The 26,261-nt window shown below is 63.0% G+C and carries 24 protein-coding genes; 12 read left to right on the forward strand and 12 right to left on the reverse strand.

Annotation, left to right across the window (positions count from 1 at the left end; translation table 11 throughout):
• The first annotated feature begins 219 nt into the window (after positions 1-219).
• A complete protein-coding gene (locus J3P85_RS25665) occupies positions 220-1,461 on the forward strand; it encodes a TIGR03862 family flavoprotein (protein ID WP_434704007.1) in 1,242 nt (413 codons plus the stop codon).
• Positions 1,462-1,573: 112 nt separating this feature from the next.
• Here J3P85_RS25665 and J3P85_RS25670 read toward each other — a convergent pair whose 3' ends face one another.
• Together J3P85_RS25670 and yedA are read right to left on the reverse strand one after the other, a co-directional pair.
• Entirely contained in the window at positions 1,574-2,911 is a 1,338-nt protein-coding gene (locus J3P85_RS25670) for a DEAD/DEAH box helicase (protein WP_434574181.1), read from the reverse strand.
• 58 nt (positions 2,912-2,969) lie between these two features.
• Entirely contained in the window at positions 2,970-3,872 is a 903-nt protein-coding gene (yedA, locus tag J3P85_RS25675; protein WP_411385700.1) for a drug/metabolite exporter YedA, read from the reverse strand.
• A gap of 161 nt (positions 3,873-4,033) precedes the next feature.
• On the opposite strand from yedA, the gene J3P85_RS25680 reads away from it, so the two are divergent.
• On the forward strand, positions 4,034-4,486 hold the full coding sequence (locus J3P85_RS25680; RefSeq protein WP_053125600.1) for an Lrp/AsnC family transcriptional regulator: 453 nt from the start codon (positions 4,034-4,036) through the stop codon (positions 4,484-4,486).
• 123 nt (positions 4,487-4,609) lie between these two features.
• On the opposite strand, the gene J3P85_RS25685 is transcribed toward J3P85_RS25680, so the two are convergent.
• The 3 genes from J3P85_RS25685 to J3P85_RS25695 form a co-directional block, all read right to left on the reverse strand.
• Positions 4,610-5,221: a 3'-5' exonuclease gene (locus J3P85_RS25685; RefSeq protein WP_250963293.1), complete on the reverse strand. Its 612-nt coding sequence runs from the start codon at positions 5,219-5,221 to the stop codon at positions 4,610-4,612.
• Between the two features lie 21 nt (positions 5,222-5,242).
• Positions 5,243-5,722 carry an NYN domain-containing protein gene (locus J3P85_RS25690; protein WP_053125603.1) on the reverse strand — a complete coding sequence of 160 codons (480 nt, stop codon included), beginning with the start codon at positions 5,720-5,722 and terminating at the stop codon, positions 5,243-5,245.
• A gap of 128 nt (positions 5,723-5,850) precedes the next feature.
• On the reverse strand, positions 5,851-6,600 hold the full coding sequence (locus tag J3P85_RS25695; RefSeq protein ID WP_434704009.1) for a DUF2076 domain-containing protein: 750 nt from the start codon (positions 6,598-6,600) through the stop codon (positions 5,851-5,853).
• Positions 6,601-6,776: 176 nt separating this feature from the next.
• Between J3P85_RS25695 and J3P85_RS25700 the strand changes: the two genes are divergently transcribed.
• Positions 6,777-7,436: a YciC family protein gene (locus J3P85_RS25700; protein ID WP_434704010.1), complete on the forward strand. Its 660-nt coding sequence runs from the start codon at positions 6,777-6,779 to the stop codon at positions 7,434-7,436.
• Positions 7,433-8,512, forward strand: coding sequence for an endonuclease/exonuclease/phosphatase family protein (locus tag J3P85_RS25705; protein WP_434704011.1), 1,080 nt, complete (start codon positions 7,433-7,435; stop codon positions 8,510-8,512). Before J3P85_RS25700 ends, J3P85_RS25705 begins: the two co-directional genes overlap by 4 nt.
• A gap of 137 nt (positions 8,513-8,649) precedes the next feature.
• Here the strand turns inward: J3P85_RS25705 and hrpB are convergent, their stop codons facing one another.
• Positions 8,650-11,166, reverse strand: coding sequence for an ATP-dependent helicase HrpB (hrpB, locus tag J3P85_RS25710; RefSeq protein WP_434704012.1), 2,517 nt, complete (start codon positions 11,164-11,166; stop codon positions 8,650-8,652).
• 95 nt (positions 11,167-11,261) lie between these two features.
• Here hrpB and J3P85_RS25715 point away from each other — a divergent pair, with 95 nt between their 5' ends.
• Together J3P85_RS25715 and J3P85_RS25720 are read left to right on the forward strand one after the other, a co-directional pair.
• A complete protein-coding gene (locus J3P85_RS25715) occupies positions 11,262-11,681 on the forward strand; it encodes a hypothetical protein (RefSeq protein WP_053125612.1) in 420 nt (139 codons plus the stop codon).
• 28 nt (positions 11,682-11,709) lie between these two features.
• Positions 11,710-12,603, forward strand: coding sequence for a cation diffusion facilitator family transporter (locus J3P85_RS25720; RefSeq protein WP_434704013.1), 894 nt, complete (start codon positions 11,710-11,712; stop codon positions 12,601-12,603).
• 138 nt (positions 12,604-12,741) lie between these two features.
• Here the strand turns inward: J3P85_RS25720 and J3P85_RS25725 are convergent, their stop codons facing one another.
• On the reverse strand, positions 12,742-13,737 hold the full coding sequence (locus J3P85_RS25725) for a DUF6515 family protein (protein WP_434704014.1): 996 nt from the start codon (positions 13,735-13,737) through the stop codon (positions 12,742-12,744).
• A 414-nt stretch (positions 13,738-14,151) separates the two neighbouring features.
• Here J3P85_RS25725 and J3P85_RS25730 point away from each other — a divergent pair, with 414 nt between their 5' ends.
• Positions 14,152-14,631 (forward strand): Lrp/AsnC family transcriptional regulator, encoded by a 480-nt coding sequence (locus J3P85_RS25730; protein WP_003185723.1) that lies wholly within the window; start codon positions 14,152-14,154, stop codon positions 14,629-14,631.
• A 292-nt stretch (positions 14,632-14,923) separates the two neighbouring features.
• Positions 14,924-15,133, forward strand: coding sequence for a DUF2788 domain-containing protein (locus tag J3P85_RS25735; RefSeq protein WP_003228500.1), 210 nt, complete (start codon positions 14,924-14,926; stop codon positions 15,131-15,133).
• Here the strand turns inward: J3P85_RS25735 and J3P85_RS25740 are convergent.
• The 4 genes from J3P85_RS25740 to J3P85_RS25755 all read right to left on the reverse strand — a co-directional run bounded on the left by J3P85_RS25740 (position 15,128) and on the right by J3P85_RS25755 (position 21,804).
• Complete coding sequence (locus J3P85_RS25740; RefSeq protein WP_434706425.1) at positions 15,128-15,694, reverse strand: pseudouridine synthase; 567 nt, start codon at positions 15,692-15,694, stop codon at positions 15,128-15,130. The genes J3P85_RS25735 and J3P85_RS25740 overlap by 6 nt on opposite strands.
• Positions 15,695-15,846: 152 nt before the next feature.
• Positions 15,847-17,346 (reverse strand): AMP nucleosidase, encoded by a 1,500-nt coding sequence (gene amn / locus J3P85_RS25745; RefSeq protein WP_186706611.1) that lies wholly within the window; start codon positions 17,344-17,346, stop codon positions 15,847-15,849.
• Between the two features lie 353 nt (positions 17,347-17,699).
• Complete coding sequence (locus J3P85_RS25750; protein ID WP_434704015.1) at positions 17,700-19,349, reverse strand: acyl-CoA dehydrogenase family protein; 1,650 nt, start codon at positions 19,347-19,349, stop codon at positions 17,700-17,702.
• A 70-nt stretch (positions 19,350-19,419) separates the two neighbouring features.
• Positions 19,420-21,804 (reverse strand): hybrid sensor histidine kinase/response regulator, encoded by a 2,385-nt coding sequence (locus tag J3P85_RS25755; RefSeq protein ID WP_434704016.1) that lies wholly within the window; start codon positions 21,802-21,804, stop codon positions 19,420-19,422.
• 421 nt (positions 21,805-22,225) lie between these two features.
• Here J3P85_RS25755 and J3P85_RS25760 point away from each other — a divergent pair, with 421 nt between their 5' ends.
• From J3P85_RS25760 to J3P85_RS25775, 4 genes are all read left to right on the forward strand, one after another.
• Positions 22,226-23,023, forward strand: a complete 798-nt coding sequence (locus J3P85_RS25760; RefSeq protein ID WP_024616125.1) for a hydroxymethylpyrimidine/phosphomethylpyrimidine kinase — start codon at positions 22,226-22,228, stop codon at positions 23,021-23,023.
• 17 nt (positions 23,024-23,040) lie between these two features.
• Positions 23,041-23,667, forward strand: coding sequence for a thiamine phosphate synthase (thiE, locus tag J3P85_RS25765; protein ID WP_434704017.1), 627 nt, complete (start codon positions 23,041-23,043; stop codon positions 23,665-23,667).
• 28 nt (positions 23,668-23,695) lie between these two features.
• The gene (gene hemL, locus J3P85_RS25770) at positions 23,696-24,979 is read left to right on the forward strand and encodes a glutamate-1-semialdehyde 2,1-aminomutase (RefSeq protein ID WP_186706555.1); all 1,284 of its coding nucleotides are present in this window, start codon (positions 23,696-23,698) and stop codon (positions 24,977-24,979) included.
• Between the two features lie 217 nt (positions 24,980-25,196).
• On the forward strand, positions 25,197-25,751 hold the full coding sequence (locus J3P85_RS25775; RefSeq protein ID WP_411385709.1) for a tetratricopeptide repeat protein: 555 nt from the start codon (positions 25,197-25,199) through the stop codon (positions 25,749-25,751).
• 141 nt (positions 25,752-25,892) lie between these two features.
• Here the strand turns inward: J3P85_RS25775 and J3P85_RS25780 are convergent, their stop codons facing one another.
• Positions 25,893-26,222: a DUF1820 family protein gene (locus J3P85_RS25780; protein ID WP_003185742.1), complete on the reverse strand. Its 330-nt coding sequence runs from the start codon at positions 26,220-26,222 to the stop codon at positions 25,893-25,895.
• Between the last annotated feature and the right edge of the window lie 39 nt (positions 26,223-26,261).

The following is a 26,261-nucleotide window of genomic DNA, read 5'->3' on the forward strand; positions in this document are numbered from 1 at the left end:
CTACAGGCTATGCCGCCTGTAGCGTACAGAAGCTTGGCTGTTTTTTGATCAGAGTTCTCAAGAACACCTGCATTCCTCTGTGGGAGCGAGCTTGCTCGCGATAGCGGTGGACCCGTTACATCAATGCCACTGACACACCGCCATCGCGAGCAAGCTCGCTCCCACAGGGATTTGTGCTGATAGAATGCCCCGCCTAGCCCAGCCCCCACAGTTCACATCATGACCTCGACCGCCAAGCCCTCCCCCTCAAACATCGCCATCATCGGCGGCGGCCCCGCCGGCCTGATGGCGGCCGAGGTATTGAGCCAGGCCGGCTTGCAGGTCGATCTGTACGACGGCATGCCATCGGTGGGCCGCAAATTCCTGCTGGCCGGCGTGGGCGGCATGAACATCACCCACTCCGAAGCGTTCCCGGCCTTCCTGTCCCGCTACGCCGAACGCGCGCCCAACCTCGCGCCACTGCTGCGAACATTCGGGGCGGACGAGTTGTGCACCTGGATTCACGGGCTGGGCATCGACACCTTTGTCGGCAGCTCCGGGCGGATATTTCCCACCGACATGAAAGCCGCGCCGCTATTGCGCGCCTGGCTCAAGCGCCTGCGTGATGCCGGTGTGGCGATTCACACCCGTCACCGCTGGCTCGGCTGGAACCCCGACGGCAGCTTGCGCATCGCCTCGCCGGAAGGCGAAAAAACCTTGCGCCCCCAGGCCACCTTGCTGGCGTTGGGCGGCGGCAGTTGGGCGCGCCTGGGCTCCGATGGCGCCTGGATGCTACCGCTGGAACAACGCGGCGTGGCCCTGGCGCCGTTGCAACCGAGCAACTGCGGGTTCGAGGTCGAGGCCTGGAGCGACTTGATGATCAGCAAATTCGCCGGCGCCCCGCTGAAGAACATCGCCATGGGCCTGAATGACGATGTGCCACGCCTCGGCGAATGCGTGATCACCGTCACCGGCCTCGAAGGTAGCCTGGTCTATGCCCTGTCGGCGCCCATTCGTGAAGCCATCAACCAGCATGGCCATGCGACCGTTCATCTGGACCTGTTGCCGGGCCGGCCTGTGGATAAAATCCTCCAGGCCTTGAACAAACCGCGCGGCTCACGCTCGATGGCCAAGCACTTGCACAGCCAGTTGGGGATCGATGGCATCAAGGCGGCACTGTTGCGCGAGCTCACGCCGGCCGAGTGTTTCACTGACCCGGCGCGGCTGGCCCAGGCGATCAAGGCCCTGCCGGTCACCCTGGTGAAGCCTCGTCCCCTGGACGAAGCCATCAGCAGCGCCGGTGGCGTGACCTTCGAGGCCTTGGATGAACGCCTGATGCTCAAGCACCTGCCCGGCGTGTTCTGCGCCGGGGAAATGCTCGACTGGGAAGCGCCGACCGGCGGCTACCTGCTCACGGCGTGCTTTGCCAGCGGCCGGGCGGCGGGGTTGGGGATGGTGGAGTGGTTACAGCGCCTGGATTGAAGACCGAGGCGCGGCCATCGCGAGCAAGCTCGCTCCCACATTGACGGCGTACACCTATCAACTGTGGGAGCGAGCTTGCTCGCGATAGCGGTCTATCAGGCGCAGCAAATCATCAAGGCTTACGCTTACGCGGCCCAGTATTGAACACCGGCACTTTTCGCACAGGCTTGACCGAAGGTTCCACAGGCGCAGCGTCGCCACTGTCCACCCACTTGCCCAGGTTGCGCTTGCCGCCGCCCCCGGAGGTTTTCGGTTTCTTCGGTTTTTTCGGCTTCTTGATCACCTGGCCGCTGGCATCGGTATCCGGCACCCGATGCTCGGGTTCGAAGTCCTGTTCCATCTGCCGAGCCAGCGTCTGGCGGGTCAGCATCTCGATGGCCGACAGCAGATTCACCTCGTCAGCGCAGACCAGGGAAATCGCCTGCCCGGTGGCGCCCGCCCGACCGGTACGGCCGATACGGTGGATGTAATCTTCGGCGACGATCGGCAGGTCGAAGTTCACCACCAACGGCAAATCCTCGATGTCCAAGCCACGAGCAGCGACGTCAGTGGCGACCAGAATCTGCACTTCGCTGGCCTTGAAGCGGTCGAGCGCCCGCTGGCGGGTGGCCTGGGGTTTGTCACCGTGGATGCCGTCGGCGTTGACGCCCAGGCCCTGGAGTTTTTCCACCAGCGCATCGACGCCGTTGCGGGTCTTGGCGAAGACCAGCACCTGCTTCCACTTGTTCTTGCGCATCAGGTGCACGAACAACTCCGCCTTGCGCTTCTTGTCCACCGTCACCACCCATTGCTTGACGGTGTTGGCGGCGACGTTGCGCGGGCTCACTTCGATGCTCAGCGGATCGTTGAGCATCTGCCCGGCCAACAGGCGGATCGCATCGGAAAAGGTCGCCGAGAACAACAGAGTCTGGCGTTTCTTCGGCAGCGCCTTGTAGATATTCGCCAGTTCCTCGGAGAAGCCCAGGTCGAGCATGCGGTCGGCTTCGTCCAGCACCAGGGTCTGCAACTGGTTGAACTTCAGCGCGTTCTGGCGGAACAGATCGAGCAAGCGACCCGGCGTGGCAACCAGCAGGTCGACACCCTTGCGCAACTTCATCATCTGCGGGTTGATGCTGACGCCGCCGTAGACCGCGTAGGTGCTCAGCGGCAGGTTCTGCGCGTACTGCCGCACGCTTTCATGGACCTGCTCAGCCAGTTCACGGGTCGGCACCAGGATCAGCGCCCGCACCGAGTTGGCCGCGACCTTCGGCCCTTCAGTGGTCAGCAACTGCAACAGCGGCACCGCAAAACCGGCGGTCTTGCCAGTACCGGTCTGGGCCGCGGCCATCAGGTCGCGACCGGCGAGCACCGCCGGCATGGCTTGGGCCTGAACCGGGGTCGGGGTCTGGTAGCCGAGCGTCTCGAGGGCGCGCAACAAGGGTTCGATCAGGCCAAGGGTGGCGAAAGTCATGGAAGTACCGTAGGAAAAATCAGCGCAAGGTGTGCAATGCGCGGCAGTTTACCCTAAATCAGGCGGCGGCCGGCGCAGGCTTGGGCTTGCGCCACTGCGGCAAGCCGATCAACACCACGGCACTGATGATCACCAACATCGCCAGGGCCTCCTCGATGCCGATGGTTTCACCGGCAAACACGATGCCCAACAGCACCGCCACGGCCGGGTTGACGTAGGCATAACTGGTGGCCGCCGCCGGGCGCACATGCTTGAGCAGGTACATGTAGGCGTTGAAGGCGATGATCGAACCGAAGCCGATCAGGTAGAACAAGGCCAACCAACCTTCCAGCGGCGGCATGCTGTCCAGGTGTTCGCCGCTGGCGAAGCTGCCGATCAACAGGACCACACCGCCCACCAGCATTTCCACGGCACTGGCCATCGCCCCGGCCGGTAACGGCAAATGTTTGCTCAGCACCGAGCCAAAGGCCCAGGACGCCGCCGCGAACACCAGCAAGGTCGCGCCCAACGGGCTGGACTGCAGGTTGGAACCGAGGTTGAGCATGGCGATGCCGATCAACCCCAGCACAATGCCCGCCCATTCCAGACGCGTATTACGCGCGCCCCAGAAATAGCCGCACAACAGGGTAAACAAAGGCACCGTCGCCACCGCCAATGCCGCGACCCCGGACGCCACGCCCGTGTGCTCGGCGACACTCACCGCGCCATTGCCAAAACTGAGCAGCAGCACGCCAATGATCGCCCCGGCCTTCCACTGCGCCCAGGTCGGTGCCGGCGCCCCACGCCAGCGCAGGAAGCCGTACATCAGCGAACCGGCCAGCACAAAACGAATCCCGGCCAGCAGCAACGGCGGCCAATGCTCCACGCCGATACGAATCACCAGGTAGGTCGAACCCCAGATGACGTACAAGGCGAAGAAGGCAGCGATCAAGGGCAGGGGAAAACGGCGTGTGCCAGGCATGTTCAACTCGAAGTCAGGACAATGAGAGACGTTATTCTAGAAAGGCGACAGACGGAATTTAAGTTACAAAACCTGTTTATCCAAGCCATACACTTTTCAAAACACGGCGTTCGGCGCTATAAATCGCGCTTTCGAAAGTCACGTCATTTGGAAGCCTACCTGTGGATAAATACGACCGCATGCTACTCAGCGCCTTGTTGGAAAACGGTCGTGCGTCCTACGCTGAACTGGCCCGCAAAGTGAACCTGTCAGCCCCGGCCGTGGCCGAGCGGGTCAGCAAACTGGAAACCAGCGGCGTCATCACCGGCTATCAAGCCAAGGTCGACATGGCCAAGATCGGCCTGCCAGTGCAATGCGTCATCGAACTGCGCATGAACCAGCACGGCAACCAGAAGACCTACGACGAACTGTGCAAGATCCCACAACTGACCGAATGCCATCGGGTCACCGGGGATCCGTGCGTGATCATGCAAGCGGCAGTCGGCTCGATGCCCGAGCTGGAAGAATTGATCAACCGCATCGCCAAGTTCGGCTTCAGCAAGACCTCGATCGTGCTGTCCAGCGCCATTGAAAAGCGCGTGCCGTTGGGGCAGTTGGAAGGTAACGGCAAGTAACGCTGATCGAAACTGTGGGAGCGAGCTTGCTCGCGATAGCGTCGGATCAGTCAGCCTCTCTATTGACTGACACACCGCTATCGCGAGCAAGCTCGCTCCCACAGTTTTTGTTTTGTGGTGTGCTTAGAACCCGCGATGCCGCTTGAGATGCTCGTTGATCTTCGCCGCCGGCACCTTCTGCAAACTGCACAGCAGATCATGGGACAGCTCCCGCAGCCCGTGCTTCTGCCGCAGTTCCGCAGCCAGGTGCGCGGTGAGGTTGGCAGCCATTTCGGCGTCGGCCATGGCCCGGTGAGCCTGGCCGGTGTGGGGCAAGCCGGCGAACGTGTTGAGTGTGCCGAGCTTGTGGTTCGGCGCCGCCGGCATCAAGCGCCGGGCCAGCAACAGTGAGCAGGCAAAATTCTGCAAGCGGGTGCGCTTGATGCGTCCCAGCTCGAAATCCCAGAACTTCTGGTCGAACGCAGCGTTGTGGGCCAGCAGCGGCGTGGTGCCGACAAACTCGTTGACCTCGTTCATGACCTTTTCCGCCGACGGTGCGCTGCGCAACATGGCGTTGCTGATGCCGGTCAGTTGTTCGATGAAGGCTGGGACGCGTACACCGGCATTCATCAGGCTCTGGTAGCGGTCGACGATCCGGCCTTGTTCGAGCATCACCACCGCGATTTCAGTGGCCCGGCAACTGCTGCTCGGGGTGATGCCGGTGGTTTCAAAGTCGATGACTGCGATGCGTTCCAAACCTTTTTAACTCCGTGAAAATCAATTCTTGAGCAACAACGCGCCTTCGATGGGCACATAGCGACTGGCGGCGCGGATCAGCGAGTTGGCGGTCAACCCCGGCACGCCATAGGCCACGGCCTGGATGCCGTGCTTGTTGATGATGCGTTCGAGCAGCATGTCGAAATCGCCATCGCCGGAGGCCAGCACCACTTCATCGACGTGGTCGGCGGCGTCCATGATGTCCAGCGTGATGCCCACGTCCCAGTCGCCCTTGGCCGAGCCGTCGCTGCGCTGGATGTAGGGCTTGAGCTTCACGATGAAACCCAGGTTGCGCAGGATCTGCTGGAACTGCTGCTGCTTGCTGTCACCGCGATCGATCGCATAGGCGTAGGCCTCGACGATCTGCCCCTGTTTGCTGACATCGGCCCACAGCGCGGCATAGTTGAAATGGCAACCATAAGCCTGGCGCACGGTGTAGTAGAGGTTCTGGACATCGGCGAACACTGCAATTTTTTTCACCGCGTTTCCTCTTGGATGCACACGCAGGCAGACCACCAGGGCCGAAAAGTCGCCCAGTATGCCAGCCAGAGGGATTGTTCCGCGAATAATCGGCCCGAGGCGCCAGGGCGCCCCGGACGAATGGCAGCTCAGACGAAGGAGTCGTCGTCGCCGAAGGAAGATGAATCGTCGGTGTAGTCCGCGTCGCTGAAGCCGCCCGGGTCGTTACCGTAGGCGTCGTTATCGGCCATACGCTGGTCATCGCCCCAACCGCTGTCAGTGGTGTCGTTGACCGGTTGCGCCGGTTCTTCCTTGAGGATCTCGACGATTTCCTGCGGTTGCTGGTTGCTGTGGAACAGGCTGCTGATGCCCTGGGCCAGCATCACGCCACCGGCCACGCCCGCCGCGGTTTTCAGCGCGCCGCCGAGGAAGCTGCCCGCTGCCGGGGCCTGCTGCTGCGGCGCGCCATAATTGCCGGGCGGCGCGCCGAAACCCTGCTGCGCCGGGGCATTGAAGGACGACGGTGCCGGTTCGCGCCAACCACCACCGCTGGAGGGCGGTGCGCTCGCCGGGCGCGAATCCCGCGGGCTACCGCCGAAAATACTCGAGAGGAAACCACCGCCACCGCTGGACGCCGGCGCTTGCTTGCGAGCCTGTTGCAGCTCGGCCTGCAACTGCTCGACCTGTTGGGAGAGCTGCCTGTTCTGCTCATCGAGGCGCTTGATCGCGGCCTCCTGCACCAGGATCGCCTGGGCCATGAAATAGCCCGCCGCTGGCTGGCTCGCCAGGTGCTCCTTGATCCGCGCCTCGGCCTGGGCATCGCGCGGGGCTGAATCCTTTTCGGCCTGTTGCAGCCGTGAAAACAGTCCATCGATCAGGGTTTGTTCTTCGCTGTTCATGGCGACCTCATTCGATTGCCGGGTAGAAACCATTCCGATCCCGAAGACCGGTGCCCATCAGTAATGGGGCGCGTCGAAAAGCTTTCAATGGTCTTTACCTGATGTTTACGTTTGTTTCTGCGGTCACCTGATGGGTAAAGTGTCGGACCGCTTTTTTTGAACTGCGATACCGACCCATGAATCCGTTAGAAGTACTGCGTGACTCCTTGTATTTTTTCAAGCGCCATCTGGGCCGGATCGCCCAGTTGTGCTTGCCGCTGGTGATACTTGAGGCCGTGCTGCAACAAGGGGTGGACAACGCCCTGGGGGCCGACGGTTTTTCCGGCTACAGCGTCATCGTTGGGTTATTGGTCTATCCGCTGTACACCGCGGCGCTGATTCTGTTTCTCGATGCCCGCAGCCGTGGTGAAGCGCCACGCACGCGAGACCTGCTTGCCGCCGCCCTGCTCCAGTGGCCGCGCTTTGCCTTGCTGACCGCTCTCAACACGTTGCTGATCCTGATCGGCATCTCCTTGTACTTCCTGCCAGGGCTGTGGCTGATGGTCGTCCTGGCCTTCGGTGAATACCTGTTGGTGTTGAAAGGCTTGGCGCCACTGGCCGCCATGAAGGAAAGCGCACGCCTGAGCCGAGGCCATTTCTGGCGAATCCTGCTCTGCATCCTGGCCGTCATGGTCCCGCTGTGGTTGCTCAAGGGCGCCAGCGTCTCGGTGTATCCGCCGCCGCAGAATCCGTTGATCAGCTTGTTGATCGACAGCCTCCACAGTTTCCTGCAATTGTTCACCACCGTGGTGTTGTTCCGAATGTTCATGCTGATTGCAGAAAAACCCAAGCCATGACCCGTCTACTGCGCCACGCCTTGCTGGGCCTGCTGTTGATTGTCGGCATCGGTGCCTTTGCAACCTATGGCCTGACCTGGCGCCCCCAGGCCCGGGAAGCACTGCCCGTCAGCTGCACTGCCAACGCAGCAGCGCTGGTGCCCGGCCAGGCCTTGAAGGTGATGACCTGGAACGTCCAGTTCCTCGCCGGCAAGCGCTACGTGTTCTGGCACGACCTGGCCCAGGGCGACGATGAAAGCCCGACCTTGGAGGACATGGCCTTCAGCCTCGACGAAGTGGCCCGGGTCATTCGCGACGAACAACCGGACATCGTGTTGCTCCAGGAACTGGACAAGGGCGCCAAGGCCAGCGATTACCAGGACCAGCTCAAGCTGCTACAGGAACGCCTGGCCGACCTCTATCCGTGCGGCACCAGCGCCTTCGACTGGAAGGCCGACTTCATCCCCAACCCGCGCATCTTCGGCAGTGTCGGCCGGCAACTGGCGACCCTGAGTCGCTACCGCATCGACCATGCCGAACGGGTGCAACTGCCGGTGGCCGACGCCAACTTCATCAGCCGTCAGTTCCAGCCAAAAAACGCTTTGTTGGTGAGTTATCTGGCGCTGAGCGACGGCGGCCAACTGGCGGTGCTCAACACCCATCTGGAACGGGCCTCCGAGCCGGACGACACCCTGCCCAAGCAAATCGCCGCCGTCACCAAGGCAGTGGATAAATTCGAATCCGCGGGCACGCCCTGGCTGATCGGCGGCGACTTCAACCTGCTGCCCCTGGGCCAGTACCGGCGCCTGCCGTCCGAGCAACGCACGCCCTACTCCGCCGACAGCCCGCTGCACCTGCTGTGGGACAAATACCCGATGATCCCCACCAACAACGAAGCCAGCGGCATCGACCGCGAACATTGGCTGACCCACTACCCGAACGACCCCGGCCTCAACGGCCCCGACCGCACCGTCGACTACCTGTTCTACAGCCCGCGCATCAAACGGGTCCAGGCCCAGGTAAGGCAGGACGATACCTTGCGCATCTCCGATCACTTGCCGGTGATTGCGCGGTTCCTGTTACCGGCCGCGCCTTAGCGGACTCACCGCCGAACACCTGTGGGAGCGAGCTTGCTCGCGATAGCGGTGGATCAGCAACACCAATGTTGACTGACACTGCGCCATCGCGAGCAAGCTCGCTCCCACAGTGGATCTGTGTTGGATCTTGAATCAGCTCACTTACGCGGCTTGACCCGCGCCGTCGCCTCCGCCACCAAGGGATCATCTGGCCAATAATGCTTGGGATAACGCCCCTTGAGGTCCTTCTTCACCTCGGCATAGGTGCTGCGCCAGAAGTTCGCCAAATCCTGGGTCACCTGCACCGGCCGCCGCGCTGGCGACAGCAGGTGCAACTTGACCACCTGCCGGCCGCCGGCAATGCGCGGGGTGTCGGCCAGGCCGAAGAGTTCCTGCAGGCGCACCGCGAGGATCGGTGGATGCTCGCTGTAATCCAGGCGGATCGACGAACCCGAGGGCACGCTCAAATGGTGCGGCGCCAGTTCATCCAAGCGTTGCGGCAGGGGCCAGGGCAACAGGTTGTGAACGAAGCTCGACAGGTCCAGGTTGGCGAAATGGCTGAGGCGCGAGACGCGGCCCAGATACGGCATCAACCAATGCTCGAGGCTGTCCAGCAAGGCGCTGTCGCTGACGTCTGGCCACTCGCTCTCGCCCTTGGCGTCCAGGTCCAGGCGCCGCAGCAGCGCCACCCGCGCCTGCCATTGCCGCAGTTCCGGGGTCCAGGGCAATAATTCCAGGCCCTTGCGCCGCACCAGGTTCACCAAGGCCTGGCTACGGGCCGACTCATCCAGGCCGGTCAGCGGTTCGCGGCTGAGCACCAGTTCGCCGACCTTGCGCTGGCGCTCGGCCCGCAGCACGCCTTCGCGCTCGTCCCAATCCAGTTGGTCCACGGTGCGCACTTGCTCGGCCAGCACCGAATCGAACAGCGCCGGGTCGAAATTCGTCGCCAGATAGATTCGCTCTTCGCGCTGGCCCTGGCGACTGCCCAAATCGGCGATCACCAACCACGGCTGTTTCATCAGGCTGTCGGCCTCGGCAAACAGCGCCGCACGACCATTGGCCAAACGATATTCCGCGCCGCCGGGCCGGCGCTGCTGGGCGACACGGTCCGGGTAGGCCAACGCCAGCAAGGCGCCGAGCCAGCGCGGATGATCGGGATCGGCCACGGCTTCTTCGGCCTTGCCCCGCAGGTAGCCGCGATACTGCCGAGCCAATTGCCGGGCCCGTTGCACCCCACCCTGGGCGCCCCGCGCGGCGCGTTCTTCGCCGGACAGCAAGGCCAGGCGACTGTGCAGGTCCGCGCCGGCACCACGGAGAATGTCGCGCTCGCCCAACAGTGCGGCGACATTGCAGGCCATGTCCGCCAGCCCCAGCGCCTGGCCGCGCAACAGCAGATGGGCGATACGCGGGTGGGCCGGCAGTTCGGCCATGGCCTGGCCGTGACGGGTCAGTTGCTCGCCCTCCAGCGCGCCCAGGCGTTGCAGCAGGTCTTGGGCCTGGGCATACGCAGCGGCAGGCGGAACGTCGAGCCAGACCAGTTGCGGCGGCGTCACGCCCCAACGCCCCAGTTGCAGGGCCAACCCGGCCAGGTCCGCCGACAGAATCTCCGCGCTGCCGTAAGCGGCCAATTGTTCATGCTGGTCTTCGGACCACAACCGGTAACACACACCCGGTTCCAGGCGCCCAGCACGACCGGCCCGCTGGGTGGCGCTGGCCCGGGAAATGCGCTGGGTGTCGAGACGGGTCATGCCGCTGCCCGGATCAAAACGCGGCACCCGGGCCAGTCCGGCGTCGATCACCACCCGCACGCCGTTGATGGTCAAGCTGGTCTCAGCGATGTTGGTGGCCAACACCACTTTGCGCTGGCCGGGGGGCGCCGGGTCGATGGCGGCGCGTTGGGCGGCGAGGTCCAGTTCGCCGTGCAACGGACAGAGCAACACAGTGCCGCCCTCACCCAATGCCTCGGCCAGTTGCTGATGAACCCGGCGGATCTCCGCCTGCCCGGGCAAGAACACCAGGACGCTGCCGGTTTCATCGTGCAGGGCTTCCAGCACGGTCTGCACCAGCCGCGGCTCGATGAACTCGCCGGGCTGGAACGGCCGGCCCCAGCGCACCGTCACCGGAAACATGCGGCCTTCGCTGCGCAGGATCGGCGCGTCGCCCAGCAACCCGGCCAGGCGCTCGCCTTCCAGGGTGGCGGACATCAACAGGATCTTCAGCGGCTGCTCGTCGCGAAACAACTCCCGACCGTTGAGGCTCAGGGCCAGGGCCAGGTCGGCGTCGAGGCTGCGTTCATGGAATTCATCGAAAATCACCAGCCCCACGCCTTCCAGCGCCGGGTCGTCCTGCAAGCGGCGGGTGAGGATGCCTTCGGTGACCACTTCGATGCGGGTCTTGGGCCCGACCTTGCTCTCGAGGCGAATCCGGTAGCCGACCGTCTCGCCGACCTTTTCCCCCAGTTCGCTGGCCAGCCGTTCGGCCGCCGCCCGTGCCGCCAGGCGCCGGGGTTCGAGCATCAGGATGGTCTGTCCGGCCAGCCACGGCTCGTTCAGCAAGGCCAGGGGAACACGGGTGGTTTTACCGGCGCCGGGCGGCGCTTCGAGCACGGCTTCGTGGCGCGAGGCCAAGGCTTGGCGCAGGGCGGGTAAAACTTCATCAATCGGCAAAGAAATCATGCTGGCTCCAAAACAGAGGGCCGAGTATAACGGCGAACTGTTTAGCGTGGTCTGGACTCCAACCAGCAACGCCTCTACCTGTTCAGGAGATTGCTATGCGTATTCCCTTTCGCGTGATCGGTGGCGTCCTGGTCGCCACCCTGCTGACCCAGATCAGCGCCTGCGGCTCGATCTTCTACCCGGACCGTCGCGGCCAGATCGACGGCAAGATCGACCCGGCCATCGCCGCCCTCGATGCCGTCGGCCTGCTGTTCTACATCATCCCCGGCCTGATCGCGTTCGCCGTGGACTTTGCCACCGGGGCCATTTATTTCGAACCGGGCCGCAGCGTCCAGATCGAGCCCGAGAAACTCAAGCCGGCCATCAACCCCGATGGCACCGTCAATAACCAAAAACTGCAGGCGATCCTGGAACGCGAACTGGGCCGCAGCTTTCCGTTGGACGATCCGCGCCTGATCCAACACAAGGGCAGCGCACAACAACTGGCTGCCCTCGGTCTCAAACCGGCCGCATGACCGACGCGACGGAAGGAACGACCGCGCCATGACCACCAGCACCGAACACGCTCGCCTGTTGCGCCTGGCCACCCGGGCGTCGGTGGCCGTGGCACTGACATTGATTGTCGCCAAGGCCTTCGCCTGGTGGCTCAGCGGTTCGGTGAGCATGCTCGCCGGCCTGACCGACTCGGCACTGGACGGCGTCACCTCGCTGCTCAATCTGCTGGCGGTGCATTACGCCTTGCGCCCCGCCGACGATGACCATCGCTACGGTCACGGCAAGGCCGAATCCCTGGCGGGCATGGCCCAGGCGCTGTTTATCGGCGGCAGCGCGGTATTGATCGCCTTGCAGGCCTTCGAACGCCTGAAGGAGCCGGTGCCGGTGGACGCGCCCTGGCTCAGCGTCGGTGTGATCGTGTTTTCCCTGGTGCTGACCTTGGCGCTGTTGGCGTTGCAGCATCGGGTCATCCGCGCCACCGGCTCCAACGCCGTGCGCGCCGACTCGCTGCACTATCGCTCGGACCTGTTGCTCAACGGCAGCATCCTGGTGGCGCTGGTGTTGGCCGGGTTGGGCTGGTATCAACTCGACGCCTGGTTCGGCCTGGGGATCGCGGCTTACATCCTGTGGAGCGCCATCCAGATCGCCCGGGAAAGCTTCGCCGTGCTGATGGATGAAGAACTGCCGCCCGACGTCAGCCAACGCATGCTGGAACTGGCCTGCGCGGTGCCCGGCGTGCTCGGCGCCCATGACCTGCGTACGCGGGTCTCCGGCAACCACTGGTTCGTGCAGCTGCACCTGGAGCTGCCGGGGGAACTGACCCTGTCAGTTGCCCACGGCATCAGCGACCAGGCCGCCGATGCGATCCACCGCGCTTATCCCAAGGCCGAAGTACTGGTGCATGCCGATCCGTCGGAAGTGGTGACGCGCGCCAGCGCCTGATACCGAACACAGAACTCGTGGCGAGGGAGCTTGCTCCCGCTGGGCTGCGAAGCGGCCCCAAGATTTTGCGGTCGTTGCGCAACCGAGCGGGAGCAAGCTCCCTCGCCACAAGAGCGGCATCTTGCCTCCCAACAGAACTCAGTACATCACCTGATACCCTCGACTGCTCAAGCAACTGCCTTGGGCCTGGCGATAGGTCTGCACCACTTCCGGTGCCGGTGGGTAGGTGTAGTTGCGCGGGTCGAAACCACTCTGCTGCACCGCCCAGCGATAACAGTCGTAGCCATCCTGATTGACCTGTTCGGGCGGCTGGCCGTTGGCGGGATAGGCCACCACATCGAAACTATTGCCCTGGGGTTGCGGCTGCGGGTTGGCGGCCGGCGCATCGACCACGACGTAATCCTGGGTGTTGGATTCATAGATGTAATAAGCGCCGGCAGCGAGGAAGAACAGCGAGCTGCCGATCCACACTTCCCTGGCGTAATCGGGCAAATAACGGGTACGGATGCCCCGCGGTGGCGCGACCACGACATAACGCGGCCCTTGCGGACGATACCAGTAGCCGCCCGAGTAGAAATAATCCTGGCCGCGATAGGGCACACGGTAATTGCGATCCGGGAAACGGTCGATCACATAACCCGGACGGTATTGCGGCCCAGGGCCCCAACCGTTGCCATGCCCACCCGGTCGACCGGGCCAAGGCTGATCGGGACGGCCGTCATGGTCGGGTCGCGGACCTGCGTTCGGATAACCATCATTGCGCCGTGGGATATCGCGGTAATAGCCCGGTTGCGGTTCACGGGTCTGGGTCACGCTGTCGGGCCGGCCCTGGATCGGCAGATTATTGCCGGGTTGCGGCTGCGGCTGCGGCGGACGCCCGTGAACGTTAGGGTCCTGGGGTGGACGATCGTAGTGCTGTCCGCCTGGGTTCTGCGGCTTGACCTCGAACTGACGACTGTTGTCGCCCCGAATGATCTCGTTGCTCTGCGGCCGTGGCTGGCCTGGGTAACCCTGGCCGTTGCCGCCACGACCGTCCGGACCACCTCGGTTTTGCTGATCGTCGGCCATTCCCTGCGCACTGACACTTGCCCACAACAGACCAACACCTGCCAAACGCCAGATGCGCGACTTCATGAAATTCCTCACAACGGTTCAAGGCCTGATGATAAGACTGAGAAAGCCCAGGCCGGTTCTGCGACAGATTATCAGCCACGGGGTTTATTTCGCAGGCATTAAAAAAGGGAGGCCCGTCGGCCTCCCCTTGAGAATTTCGTCCGTGCGCGACGCTTATGACGTCGGCTCACCTCACGCCGTCTTCTGGACGGTATGCAGCTCGGGGGCCTGCCAGTACCGGTGGGTACTGCGGCCGCAGCCGGCCTGATTGGGCGGGCTGCACTGGACTGTTTGTCCGAGCAGTGATCTTGGTGGTAAGCATAAGCCTGGGGTGCCGACGGATGATTGCGAAGATTGCGGAAATAAACATCACTTGCGCAATTTTTAACCCCGGATAGATAATCCTCCGCAATTATCAAGATAAAGGCCCGACCGATGAGCAAACTCGACCGTTACGACCTGAGCATTCTGGCGGAATTGCAACGTGACGCGCGCATCTCCAACCAGGAACTGGCCGAACGCATCGGCCTGTCGCCCTCCCCCTGCTCACGGCGGGTCAAGCAATTGGAGGATGACGGCTACATCACCCGCCAGGTCGCCCTGCTCGACCGCAAGCTGCTGGGCCTGAGCCTGACGGCTTATGTGCTGATCGGCATGGACCGCCACACTCCCGAGCGTTTCGAGAACTTCGAAGCCGCCATCCGCAACCTGCCACAAGTGCTGGAGTGCAGCCTGGTCACCGGCATGGACGCCGACTACCAACTCAAGGTCGTCGTGCCGGACATGGATCATTACCAGAAACTGCTGCTGGGGCACCTGACCCGGATCGATGGCGTTACCAGCGTGCGTTCGAGTTTTGTGCTGAACCAGGTGCTTAACAGCACTGAACTGCCGTTGACCCATCTGCGTAGCTGACCGCTTTTGTGGCGAGGGAGCTTGCTCCCGCCTGGATTCCGGGGTGCACACAGAAAACGCGTCTACTGCAAATCCCTGTGGGAGCGAGCTTGCTCGAGATAGCGGTGGTTCAGCTTGCATTGATGTTGGATGTGCTACCGCCATCGCGAGCAAGCTCGCTCCCACAGGGGGCTATAGCGTCAGCCCAGGCGATGAATAGCTGCGACACACCGCCGCAGGCCAATCCTCCACCCGCCCCCCATGCCTTATACTCGCCGCGCCTTTTCAATCCCGCCCACGCCGGAGTGTCCTGATGGATCCTGCTGTCTTCGAAGAGTGGATGATGACCGGCCTGGTCAGCATCCTGATCATTTTCATGGGCTTCATCGTCTGGGACCTGGCGAAGAAGTCCAAGGCCGGGCGTTTTGGCTCGTTCATCCTGTTTTTCGTGCTGGGCCTCGGCGTGGCGGCGTTCATCATCAAGAGCGTGGTGATCGGCCTGATCGAATCCGGCGCGTTATAAGCGCGCCGGGACCTCTTTCCACTGGCCCTGGTCGAGCCCTTCGATTGTCCAGTCGCCAATCCTGACCCGCACCAGGCGCAGTGTCGGCAAGCCTACTGCGGCAGTCATGCGCCGCACTTGGCGATTGCGCCCTTCGCGGATCACCAGCTCCAGCCAACTCGTCGGCACGCTTTTACGAAAACGCACCGGCGGGTTGCGTGGCCACAATTGCGGTTCGTCCAATGGGCGCGCCTCGGCCGGCAACGTCATGCCGTCGTTCAACTCCACGCCATCACGCAAACGCTGCAACTGTTCAGCGCTCGGCTCACCCTCGACCTGCACCCAATAGGTCTTGGCCAATTTGTGCTTGGGGTCGGCAATACGCGCCTGCAACTGCCCATCGTTAGTCAGCAACAGCAAGCCTTCGCTGTCGCGATCCAGGCGTCCAGCCGGGTAGATGCCCGGTACGTCGATAAAATCCTTGAGCGTCGCCCGGCCCTCACCGTCGCTGAATTGCGTCAGCACATCGAAGGGTTTGTTGAACAGGATCAGCTTCGGTTCGGCCGGCGGAGCCTTGGCCACACGGCGCGGTGCGGCGATTGCAGGCTTCGCGCCAGGGCGACGGGAAGCAGGGCGTGGAGGACGGGGCATGGCAAATACAACATCTAACGGTCAGGGCCGACCATGCTAGTGGCCCGACCGTTAAATAACCACCATCCCCCTTCAACGGGGCATCAGCGGAACGGCGGCTCGTCGAAGCTGCGCAGCTTGCGCGAGTGCAACGAGTTGAGTTCGGTGCGCAGCAGGTCCAACGCCGCGATGCCGATCTTCAGGTGCTGGTTGACCGCTCGCTCATAGAATGCGTTGGCCGAGCCCGGCAGCTTGATCTCGCTGTGCAACGGTTTGTCCGAGACGCACAGCAACGTGCCATAGGGCACCCGCAGGCGATAACCCTGGGCAGCGATGGTGCCGCTTTCCATGTCCACCGCCACGGCGCGGGACAGGTTGATCAGCGGCCGTTCCTGGGCCCAGCGCAGTTCCCAGTTGCGGTCGTCGTAGGTCAGCACGGTGCCGGTGCGCAGGCGTTTTTTCAGCTCGTCGCCCTTCTCGCCAGTGATGTTCGCCGCGGCCTGTTGAAGCGCCATCTGCACTTCGGCCAGGGCTGGAATCGGAATATTCGGCGGCACCACCCGGTCGAGGATCCCGTCGCGGCGCATGTAGGCGTGGGCCAGCACGTAGTCGCCAATGGTCTGGGACTGCCGCAGCCCGCCGCAATGGCCGATCATCAGCCAGCAATGCGGGCGCAGGACGGCCAGGTGGTCGGTGATGTTCTTGGCGTTGGACGGGCCGACACCGATGTTTACCAGCGTCACGCCATGGCCGTCGCTGGCCTGCAAGTGATAGGCCGGCATCTGGTAGCGGTGCCAGACCACGCCGGCAGCGATGGCCGATGCTTCGCTGTGCTCCATGTTCTTGTCGATGATCACGTTACCCGGCAGGACCATGCGCACGAAACGCGGGTCGCTGCGCAGCTGCTCCAGGCCATGGACGATGAACTGGTCGACGTAGCGGTGGTAGTTGGTCAGCAGGATCCACGGCTGCACATGGCGCCAGTCGCTGCCGGTGTAATGCACCAGCCGACGCAGGGAAAAGTCCACCCGCGCGGCGTCGAACAGCGCCAGGGGCAGCGGGTCGGTGTTTTCCCAATCATAGAGGCCGTCGGCGATGCCATCGGTGGCGGCCGACAGGTCGGTGCTGGGGAATACCCGCGCCAGCACGGCGGCGGTCACGCCGGAGCCGGCCAACTCATCGCCTTGCTCCACCACGTACGGGTACGGAATGTTCTGCTCGCTGACCCCCACTTCCACGGTGACGGTGAAGTCGTGCATCAGCGGGACCAGCTGTTCCAGCAGGTATTTACGGAACGCGGCGGGATGAGTGACGGTGACGCTGTAGGTGCCGGGCAACTGGACCTTGGCATAGGCACGCGTGGTTTGCGGGACTTCACCGTGGCAGTGATAGGTCAGGCGCAGGGCGGGATAACGAAACAATGCACGCTGCTCGGCATCCGGCTCGACGCGGTCCTTGAGATACCGCATCAGCGCCTGGTTCAGCGCGGTGGTCGCACGCTCGTGCAGGGCCGCCAGACGATCCACGGCTTGTTCGGCGGTTTGAACGACAATAAACGCTTCGGTCACGATCAGCTTCCTGTGTTCTGACTTGCAGGTCTTCATCTTGCCTGCATCGTCGCCCGACGGGAACAGTGGCGTACTTAGATGTTGCGTACGACTCAGGGCCACTGTGGGAGCGAGCCTGCTCGCGAAAGCAGTGTATCCGTCACTACAGATGCTGAATGGGCCGACGCCATCGCGAGCAAGCTCGCTCCCACAAGGTTCGGTGGTGTACTCAGATGTTGCGTACAGCTCGCTCCCACAGGATTCGGTGGTGTACTCAGATGTTGCGTACAGCTCAGGGCCACTGTGGGAGCGAGCTTGCTCGCGATAGCGGTGTATCAGCCACCACACATGCTGAATGGGCCGACGCCATCGCGAGCAAGCTCGCTCCCACAGGATTCGATGGGATGTTTCTAGAAGCCGTGCGGGGTCGAGCGGGCGACGATGGCCTCGACATTCAAGCCCCTCGGCAAGGCACCGTACACCCGGCCGGTCGAACCCAGGCGGCTGGCGATGAACGCATCGCTGACCTCGCTATTGCCCGCTTCGAGCAACAGCTTGGCTTGCAGGCCCACGGCGATGTCTTCGGTCAATTGTCGGGCGCGGTACTGGATGTCGTCGGTGTCCTTGAACGCGACGTGCAATTGGTCGATATGGCGGGCCAGGCGCTTGTCGCCGTGGCCGTCGCCCAACTCATTGAACAAGACCTCCAATACACCGGGTTCCTTGGACAAGGCGCGCAACACATCGAGGCACTGCACATTGCCGGAACCCTCCCACGTCGAGTTGACCGGTGCCTCCCGGTACAGGCGCGGCAGGATGCTGTCTTCGACGTAGCCGGCGCCGCCCATGCATTCGGCGGCTTCGTTGATCATCGCGGGGGCGCGCTTGCAGATCCAGTACTTGCCCACCGCCGTCACCAGCCGGGCGAACTTGGCTTCGTGCTCGTCGTTCAAGTGGTCCAGCGCCCGACCCATGCGCAGGCTCAGGGCCAGGGCGGACTCGCTTTCCAGCGCCAGGTCCGCCAGGACGTTCTGCATCAGCGGCTGTTCGCTCAACAGCTTGCCACCGACCTTGCGGTGCGCGCAGTGATGACTGGCCTGGGTCAACGCCTGGCGCATCAGCGCGCTGGAACCGACCATGCAATCGAAGCGGGTCATGGCGACCATCTCGATAATCGTCGGCACACCTCGGCCCTCCTCACCGACCATCCAGGCCAGGGCGCCACGGAACTCGACTTCGCTGGAGGCGTTGGAACAGTTACCCAGTTTGTTCTTCAAGCGCTGGATGTAGAACTGATTGCGCGTGTCGTCGGGGCGATGGCGCGGCAGCAGGAAACAGGTCAGGCCCTTGTCGGTCTGGGCCAAGGTGAGGAAGGCATCGCACATGGGCGCCGAACAGAACCATTTGTGGCCCACCAGTTCATAGGCCTGGCCCGGGCCGCTGGCGCCCACCGGATAGGCCTTGGTGGTGTTGGCGCGCACATCGGTGCCGCCCTGTTTTTCGGTCATCGCCATGCCCAGGGTCACCCCGGCCTTGTGGGCCATGCCGACGTTGCGCGGGTCGTACTCGGTGGTCAGCACCTTCGGCATCCAACGCTCGGCCAGGTCCGGCTGCAAGCGCAGCGCCGGCACGCTGGCAAACGTCATGGTCAGCGGGCAACCGGTGCCGGCTTCGGCCTGGCTGTGCAGGTAGGTCATCGAGGCGCGGGCGACATGCGCACCGGGCTGTGGCTGGGCCCAGGGCAAACTGGGCAGGCCATGTTCAATGGCGGTGCGCATCAACTGGTGATAAGCGGGATGGAATTCCACCAGGTCGATGCGATGGCCATAACGGTCATGGCTGGAGAACACCGGCTTGTTCTGGTTGGCGAGGAAGCCTGCTTCCATCAACGGCCCGCCGGCCAGCGCCCCATAGGCATCGATCCGTGCCTGCGCCCAACCGGCGCCAAAGCGCTGCGACCACTGTTGCAGCGGCAGATCGATGCGGTACAGGTTGGCGCCATCCAGGGACGGCGGCTGATTGGTGACGTCGTGGGTTTCAGCGAACTGATGCAGGTTCATGACAGGGCTCCTCGATCGGCAGGGATTCAGTTAAGCACCGCCTCCAGGCCGAACAAAGTGTCATATACGCCTAAATATCGGCGCTTTCGCCCTGCCTTGGGCACAGTACCCGACGCTGGAGCGTCGCCTGCAATGCCTCGAATTTCACCGGTTTGCTCAGGTAATCGATCAACGCGCCCGACGGGCAGCACGCCTGGCCCAGGTTCGGGCTGACCACCAGCACAGGTAGCTCTTCACAGCCGGACAAAGCGCGGATCTGGCAGCAAACCGACACACCGTCCAATGGCGGCAATTGGCAATCGAGCAGTACCGCATCGAAGCGCTCGCCGTGCAGCAGCTCCAGCGCGGCGCGACCGCTGTCGGCGGTGCGCACCCGATAACCCAGCTTGAGCAACATGCCGCGCATGACCAACTGATCGATGTTGTTGTCATCCGCCAGCAGCACCGTGCAATCCTGAGGCTGGCGCGAGTCCTGGCGGCCCCCGAAGGAAAACGGCGTCGGGACCGCCGCCGGCAGGGCGACGTCAAATTCCACGTCCAACTGGAAACGGCTGCCGCGACCGGGCTCGGACGTGTGGGTCAGGCGTCCGCCCAGCAGTTCCACCAATTGCCGACAGATCGCCAGGCCCACGCCGAGACCGCCGTATTCCCGGGTCATCGAGCCGTCGAGCTGGAAGAAGCGCTGGTACAAGGTCGCTTCCCCCAGGTCGGTAAAACCGATTCCGGTATCGATGACGGCAAAGGACAACACCACCCGACCAAACTCCGTCGGCCGGCCGCTGACGCGCAGGGCCAGGCCGCCCACCCGGGTGAACTTGATGGCATTGTCCAACAGGCATTCCAGGCTTTGAGCCAGTTTGCCGCTGTCGCCGAGCAAGCGGTCCGCCAGGCCCGGGGCTACGTCGACCTTGAAATCCAGGCCCTTGGCCGCGGCATTGGCGCCAAACTGCAACTGCAGCGCATCGACCACCCCGCGCAGGCTGAACGGCGCCGGATAGACCTTGAGCTTGCCGGCCTGCAACTCGGTGAGGGTGAGCATGCCGTTGACCATGCGCATCATGTCCCGCGCCGAACCGGCGGCGGTCTGTTGGTATTGGGTCAGTTCCTCGTCCATCTCGACGGTTTCCATCAACTCCAGGGAGCCGATCACGCCATTCATCGGCGTGCGCAGTTCGTGGGTCAAGGTGGCGAGGAATTCATCCTTGAGCTTATTGCCGTGGGCCAGTTGCTGGTTGAGCACTTCGAGCTTCTGCCCGGCGTCCAACAGGGTCTGGGCCTGCTGTTCGCGCATGGCATTGATGCGATCGGCCAGGGCCAGGGACAACAGCGCCACTTCGATGGCCGAGCCGATCTGGCTGGCGTACATGGTCAGGAAGACGTTCGGCAGGTAGCCCAGCACCATCAAGGTATTGATGATGCCTCCCAGCAGAAACGCCGACCAGGCAATGATGAAATAACGCGCCACCCGCAGGCCACGCCACCAGGCGAACAGCCCGGCGGCGAAGATTCCCACCGTGAACACCAGCGCCAACGCCGTGGCCAGGCGCAGCGCCAGGGCATAGCTGGTCATCAGCGACAGGCCGACCACCACGGCGCTGTAGGCGATCAATGCGAGCAGCAAGCGATCCATCCAGCGGCCATGCTGGGCGGTTTGCAGGAAGCTGCGGGCGAACTGGCTGCCGAACAGCCCCGCGCAACCGATGAAGAACGGTGTCGCTGCGTTGGCCCACCAGGGGTTGTCCGGCCAGAAGTACTCGACGGCGGCGCCGTTGACCGACAACTGGTACAGGCCGAACGAGGCGATATAGAAGATGTAATAGAGGTAGCTGGTATCGCGCACGCTCAGGTAGATGAACAGGTTGTACACCAGCATCCCCAGCAGCACGCCATAGATGATGCCCAGCACATACAGGCGCACCGGCTGTTGCTCGAGGTACGCGGTGCTCGACCACAGCGTCAACGGCGCCTGGATCGAACCCTGGCTTTGCAGGCGCAGGTAGACGGTCTGCCGCTGCTCGGGCTTGAACGCCAGGCTGAACAAGTAATTGTTCTGGCGGATTTCGCGATTGGCGAATGGCAACGCGTCACCGGTCTGGCGAACCAGGCGATAGGCTCCCGCCGCGTCGGGCAGGTACAGATCGAGGTGGTCCAGCGGCGGGTACGCCAGCTCCAGCAGCCAGGTGCGCTGGGCGTCCGGATTGGCGGGGCGATAATGCAGGTCGATTTTCAGCCAGAAGGCTGACCGTGAGTAACCGGCGTTCAGCGTGGTTTTATCGTGGGGCTTGAAAGCACCCGCCGCGGGCTGGGCCAGGATATCGTCAATAGTGGCCGTGCCGGCCGCGTCTTCGAATACTTGCAGGGCATGGCCCAAGGGCAGGCTTTGGGTGAATTCATCGAATTCGAGGGCGCTTGCCAGCGAGGGCAAGCACAGCAGCAACATCAGCAAATAGCGCATTTAAGCCCCAGCGTGGCCTGTCCGGTTGAGTCAGGAAGCCCCCCATTCCCTGAGTAGACGTAAAACCGGCATTACCTGTTATGTGTTGGATCCATCTCTAGCATAGCCGCTGATGGCCAATTTGCACCATTGAAATTTTTCCGACAGAGGGCTCTAGAACGGGCGTTTCAGAGCAAAGCATTGAGATAGAGCTGTTGCATTGGTCAGGTCGATAACTGACGGATCAATGTGGCGAGGGAGCTTGCTCCCGCTGGGCTGCGAAGCGGCCCCGGTTTTTGGGAGCGCTGCGCACTGGAGCGCCAGCCCGGTCCAGCGGGAGCAAGCTCCCTCGCCACAAAAGCATTCACCAGCAAACAGCTCAGTACAAAACCCTTAGCGTCCGGGCACCGATAAAACAGGTTTGGTGGTAAGCTCGCGCACCATGAATATCTACAGCTCTCGCCCCGTTGTCCTCTGTCTCTCCGGCCATGATCCCAGTGGTGGCGCCGGCTTGCAGGCAGATATCGAAGCCCTGCTCGCCCAGGGTTGTCACGCCGCCCCGGCCGTTACCGCATTGACCGTGCAAGACACCGTCAACGTCAGCGATTTCCGTGTGCTCGACCGTGAGTGGGTGCTGGCGCAAGCCAATGCCGTGCTCAACGATGCCCAAGTGGCAGCAGTCAAGCTGGGAATGCTCGGCTCACTGGAAATGGTCGACACGGTGGTCGAACTGCTCCAGGCGCACCCGCATCTGCCGATGGTCTGCGACCCGGTGCTGCGCGCCGGCGGTGGTGGGCGCCTGGGCAAGGATGAGGTCGGCTACGCCATGCGCGAACGCCTGTTGCCCCTGGCGATCATCGCCACCCCCAACCTGCCTGAAGCACGCATCCTCGCCGAACTGCCCGAAGGCAGCGCCGACGAGTGCGCGGAAAAACTGCTGCCCTTCGTCAAACACCTGTTGATCACCGGTGGTCATGGCGACGAACATGAAGTCCATAATCGCCTGTACAGCCGCGATGGCCGCCGCGAAACCTTTACCTGCCAGCGCTTGCCTGGCAGCTATCACGGTTCCGGCTGCACCCTGGCCAGCGCCCTCGCCGGTCGGCTGGCCCAGGGCGAACAGCTCGCCAGCGCCGTCAAGACAGCGCTGGACTACACCTGGCGCACCTTGCGCGATGCCGAACAACTGGGCAAAGGCCAGTTCGTCCCGCGTCGCCTGCCGCTGGATTTCTGCTCGTAGCACCGGAGGCCTGTGGAATGAAATTACGTGGCCTTTACGCCATCACCGATAGCCAATTGCTGGCCGGCAAGTTCCTCGCTTATGTAGAAGCGGCGCTGGAAGGTGGCGTGACCCTGCTGCAATACCGCGACAAAAGCAGCGACGAGGCCCGCCGCCTGCGGGAAGCCGAAGCCCTGCGTAACCTGTGCGAACGCTACAAGACCCAGTTGATCATCAACGACGACGCCGAGCTCGCCGCACGCCTGGGCGTCGGCGTGCACCTGGGGCAGACCGACGGCCCGTTGGCGCCGGTACGGGCATTGCTCGGGCACAAGGCAATCGTCGGCGCCACCTGCCACGCCAGCCTGGCACTGGCCGAACAGGCCGCCAGCGAAGGCGCCACCTATGTCGCGTTCGGGCGCTTCTTCAACTCCAACACCAAGCCCGGCGCCCCCAGCGCAAACCTTGAACTGCTCGAACAGGCGCACATCAAACTGCATATCCCGGTCTGCGCCATTGGCGGCATCACCCTGGAGAACGCCGCCCCGCTGGTGGCCCACGGGGTCGACCTGCTGACGGTGGTCCACGGCCTGTTCGGCGCCGACAGCACCACTGAAGTGACGCGCCGTGCCCGCGCCTTCAACGCGCTGCTGCAGATCAAATAGTCCATTTTTCGTTTTCGAGAGCCCAACCATGTCCCGTTCCGAAACCCTGTTTGCCAACGCCCAGAAACACATCCCCGGCGGCGTGAACTCGCCTGTTCGTGCGTTCAAGAGCGTCGGCGGCACCCCGCTGTTCTTCAAGCACGCCGAAGGCGCGTACGTCACTGACGAAGACGACAAGCGCTATGTCGACTACGTCGGCTCCTGGGGCCCGATGATCCTCGGCCACAGCCATCCGGACGTGCTGGATGCGGTGCGCAAGCAATTGGTCCACGGCCTGTCCTACGGCGCCCCGACCGCGATGGAAACCGAGATGGCCGACCTGGTCTGCTCGATCGTGCCGTCGATGGAAATGGTGCGCATGGTCAGCTCCGGCACCGAGGCGACCATGAGCGCAATCCGCCTGGCGCGGGGCTACACCGGTCGCGACAGCATCATCAAGTTCGAAGGTTGCTACCACGGCCATTCCGACAGCCTGCTGGTCAAGGCCGGCTCCGGCGCACTGACCCAAGGCGTGCCGAGTTCGGCCGGCGTACCCGCAGCCTTCGCCAAGCACACCCTGACCCTGCCGTTCAACGACCTCGAAGAAGTCGAGAAGATGCTCGGCGAAGTCGGCCAGGAAGTGGCGTGCATCATCGTCGAGCCGGTGGCCGGCAACATGAACTGCGTACCACCGGCGCCGGGTTTCCTCGAAGGCTTGCGCAGCCTGTGCGACCAGCATGGCGTGGTGTTGATCTTCGACGAAGTGATGACTGGCTTTCGCGTGGCCCTCGGCGGCGCCCAGGCCCATTACGGCGTCACGCCGGACCTTAGCACCTTCGGCAAGATCATCGGCGGCGGCATGCCGGTGGGCTGCTTCGGCGGCAAGCGCAAGATCATGGAATGCATCGCGCCGCTGGGCCCGGTCTACCAGGCGGGTACGCTGTCGGGCAACCCGTTGGCCATGGCCGCCGGCCTGACCACGCTACGCCTGATCAGCCGCCCGGGCTTCCACGCCGAACTGACCGACTACACCACCCGCCTGCTCGACGGCTTGCAGATCCGCGCCGATGCGGCCGGCATCCCCTTCGTGACCACCCAGGCCGGCGGCATGTTCGGCCTGTATTTCAGCGGCGCCGATGACATCGTCACCTTCGAAGACGTCATGGCCAGCGATGCCGATCGGTTCAAGCGTTTCTTCCACCTGATGCTCGACGGCGGCGTGTACCTGGCCCCGAGTGCGTTCGAAGCCGGCTTCACCTCCATCGCCCATGGCGAGACCGAGCTGAAGATTACCCTCGACGCGGCCGAACGGGCCTTCGCGGCACTGAAGTAAGCCTGTGGATAACTGACGCTGGCTGAAGCCGGCGTCAGTGATTGCTGACAACCCCCCGCCCTTTTCCTACGTATTTATGCCCGAAGCTGCTATTAGCATTCCCTCGCAGCAGAAAAACGAGTAAAGACTTTGTAAGGATGGCCCCGCTTATTTCATAATGCGCGCTTATTGGATCCCCCGGAGGGTCCGCGCGCCCCTCAGAGGTAAGTCGATTCCCATGAACCGCACCGGCCGCACCCTTGCCTTGGGCTGCCTGTTGCTCCTTCAGCCGCTGCTGGCGAATGCACAGGCAGGCGGCAACTCGTTGTTGATCCCGGCGCTGGGCCGTTGCACGCTCAACACCCAGCCACAAGATCTCGCACCGGCACTCGACGCCTGTCAAAAAGCGGCGGACGCGGGTGATGCACAAGCGCAATACGAGTTGGGCGAGTTCTACTATGAAGGCAAGTCGGCACCCCGCGACCTCAAGCAAGCCCTCAACTACTTCGAAAAAGCCTCGCTGCAAGGCCATGCCCAGGCGCAATTCAAGCTCGGCGGCATGTTCTTCCATGGCGAAGGCGTGCCGGCCAACAACGTCCAGGCCTACATCGTGCTGAAGATGGCCGCGGTCAACGGCGCCGAAGAAGCCCTGGACACCGCCGACGAAGTCGCCGAGCAGATGCCTCGCGATGAATTGGAAGTGGCGACCCAGGTGCTGGGCCAGATCTTTCGCAAATACCTGATGGAATTGCAGAACGCCGATGGGCGTACGCCTTTTTCGCCGTTGCCCTGATTATTGCGCAGGCCTTGATGGCCTCATCGCGAGCAAGCTCGCTCCCACACTGGATCGCTGGCGTACACAAGTCTTGTGTTCACAGAGAACCCATTGTGGGAGCGAGCTTGCTCGCGATGAGCGGCAACCCGGTCTTGAGGCTTACTTCTCAGGCATCGGCATCGGAAACGGCATCACATTGCCGACCGCGCCGCGGGCTTCGCTGATTTTCGGGGTGCCCAGGCGTTCGACTTCGTCGATGCGCACGATCGAGTGCATCGGCACGAAGCTGCGCACCACGCCTTCGAACTGCGCCTTGAGCTTTTCCTCGCTCGGGTCGACGACCACTTGCGTGCGCTCGCCAAAGACGAACTCTTCCACTTCCAGGAAGCCCCACAGATCACTTTGATAGATCTGCTTGGCGTACATTTCGAACACCTGGCCCTGGTTGAGGAAAATCACCTTGTAGATTGGAGCTTCACGTTTGGTCATGGCTGGCGAAACACATCGGCGGGTAAAAATGAGGGCGCG

The sequence above is a fragment of the Pseudomonas sp. Z1-12 genome (genome assembly GCF_051132015.1).
In the GTDB taxonomy this organism is placed as follows: Bacteria; Pseudomonadota; Gammaproteobacteria; order Pseudomonadales; family Pseudomonadaceae; genus Aquipseudomonas; species Aquipseudomonas zanjanensis.

Bases quoted from the DNA above. Each gene is read 5' to 3' on its own strand.
- J3P85_RS25670 (WP_434574181.1), bottom strand. From the start codon at position 2,911: ATGACTTTCGCCACCCTTGGCCTGATCGAACCCTTGTTGCGCGCCCTC.
- J3P85_RS25720 (WP_434704013.1), top strand. From the start codon at position 11,710: ATGACCACCAGCACCGAACACGCTCGCCTGTTGCGCCTGGCCACCCGG.
- yedA (WP_411385700.1), bottom strand. From the start codon at position 3,872: ATGCCTGGCACACGCCGTTTTCCCCTGCCCTTGATCGCTGCCTTCTTC.
- hrpB (WP_434704012.1), bottom strand. From the start codon at position 11,166: ATGATTTCTTTGCCGATTGATGAAGTTTTACCCGCCCTGCGCCAAGCC.
- J3P85_RS25695 (WP_434704009.1), bottom strand. From the start codon at position 6,600: ATGAACAGCGAAGAACAAACCCTGATCGATGGACTGTTTTCACGGCTG.
- J3P85_RS25780 (WP_003185742.1), bottom strand. From the start codon at position 26,222: ATGACCAAACGTGAAGCTCCAATCTACAAGGTGATTTTCCTCAACCAG.
- J3P85_RS25700 (WP_434704010.1), top strand. From the start codon at position 6,777: ATGAATCCGTTAGAAGTACTGCGTGACTCCTTGTATTTTTTCAAGCGC.
- amn (WP_186706611.1), bottom strand. From the start codon at position 17,346: ATGAAGACCTGCAAGTCAGAACACAGGAAGCTGATCGTGACCGAAGCG.
- J3P85_RS25665 (WP_434704007.1), top strand. From the start codon at position 220: ATGACCTCGACCGCCAAGCCCTCCCCCTCAAACATCGCCATCATCGGC.
- hemL (WP_186706555.1), top strand. From the start codon at position 23,696: ATGTCCCGTTCCGAAACCCTGTTTGCCAACGCCCAGAAACACATCCCC.
- J3P85_RS25750 (WP_434704015.1), bottom strand. From the start codon at position 19,349: ATGAACCTGCATCAGTTCGCTGAAACCCACGACGTCACCAATCAGCCG.
- J3P85_RS25735 (WP_003228500.1), top strand. From the start codon at position 14,924: ATGGATCCTGCTGTCTTCGAAGAGTGGATGATGACCGGCCTGGTCAGC.
- J3P85_RS25755 (WP_434704016.1), bottom strand. From the start codon at position 21,804: ATGCGCTATTTGCTGATGTTGCTGCTGTGCTTGCCCTCGCTGGCAAGC.
- J3P85_RS25705 (WP_434704011.1), top strand. From the start codon at position 7,433: ATGACCCGTCTACTGCGCCACGCCTTGCTGGGCCTGCTGTTGATTGTC.
- J3P85_RS25730 (WP_003185723.1), top strand. From the start codon at position 14,152: ATGAGCAAACTCGACCGTTACGACCTGAGCATTCTGGCGGAATTGCAA.
- thiE (WP_434704017.1), top strand. From the start codon at position 23,041: ATGAAATTACGTGGCCTTTACGCCATCACCGATAGCCAATTGCTGGCC.
- J3P85_RS25725 (WP_434704014.1), bottom strand. From the start codon at position 13,737: ATGAAGTCGCGCATCTGGCGTTTGGCAGGTGTTGGTCTGTTGTGGGCA.
- J3P85_RS25775 (WP_411385709.1), top strand. From the start codon at position 25,197: ATGAACCGCACCGGCCGCACCCTTGCCTTGGGCTGCCTGTTGCTCCTT.
- J3P85_RS25715 (WP_053125612.1), top strand. From the start codon at position 11,262: ATGCGTATTCCCTTTCGCGTGATCGGTGGCGTCCTGGTCGCCACCCTG.
- J3P85_RS25760 (WP_024616125.1), top strand. From the start codon at position 22,226: ATGAATATCTACAGCTCTCGCCCCGTTGTCCTCTGTCTCTCCGGCCAT.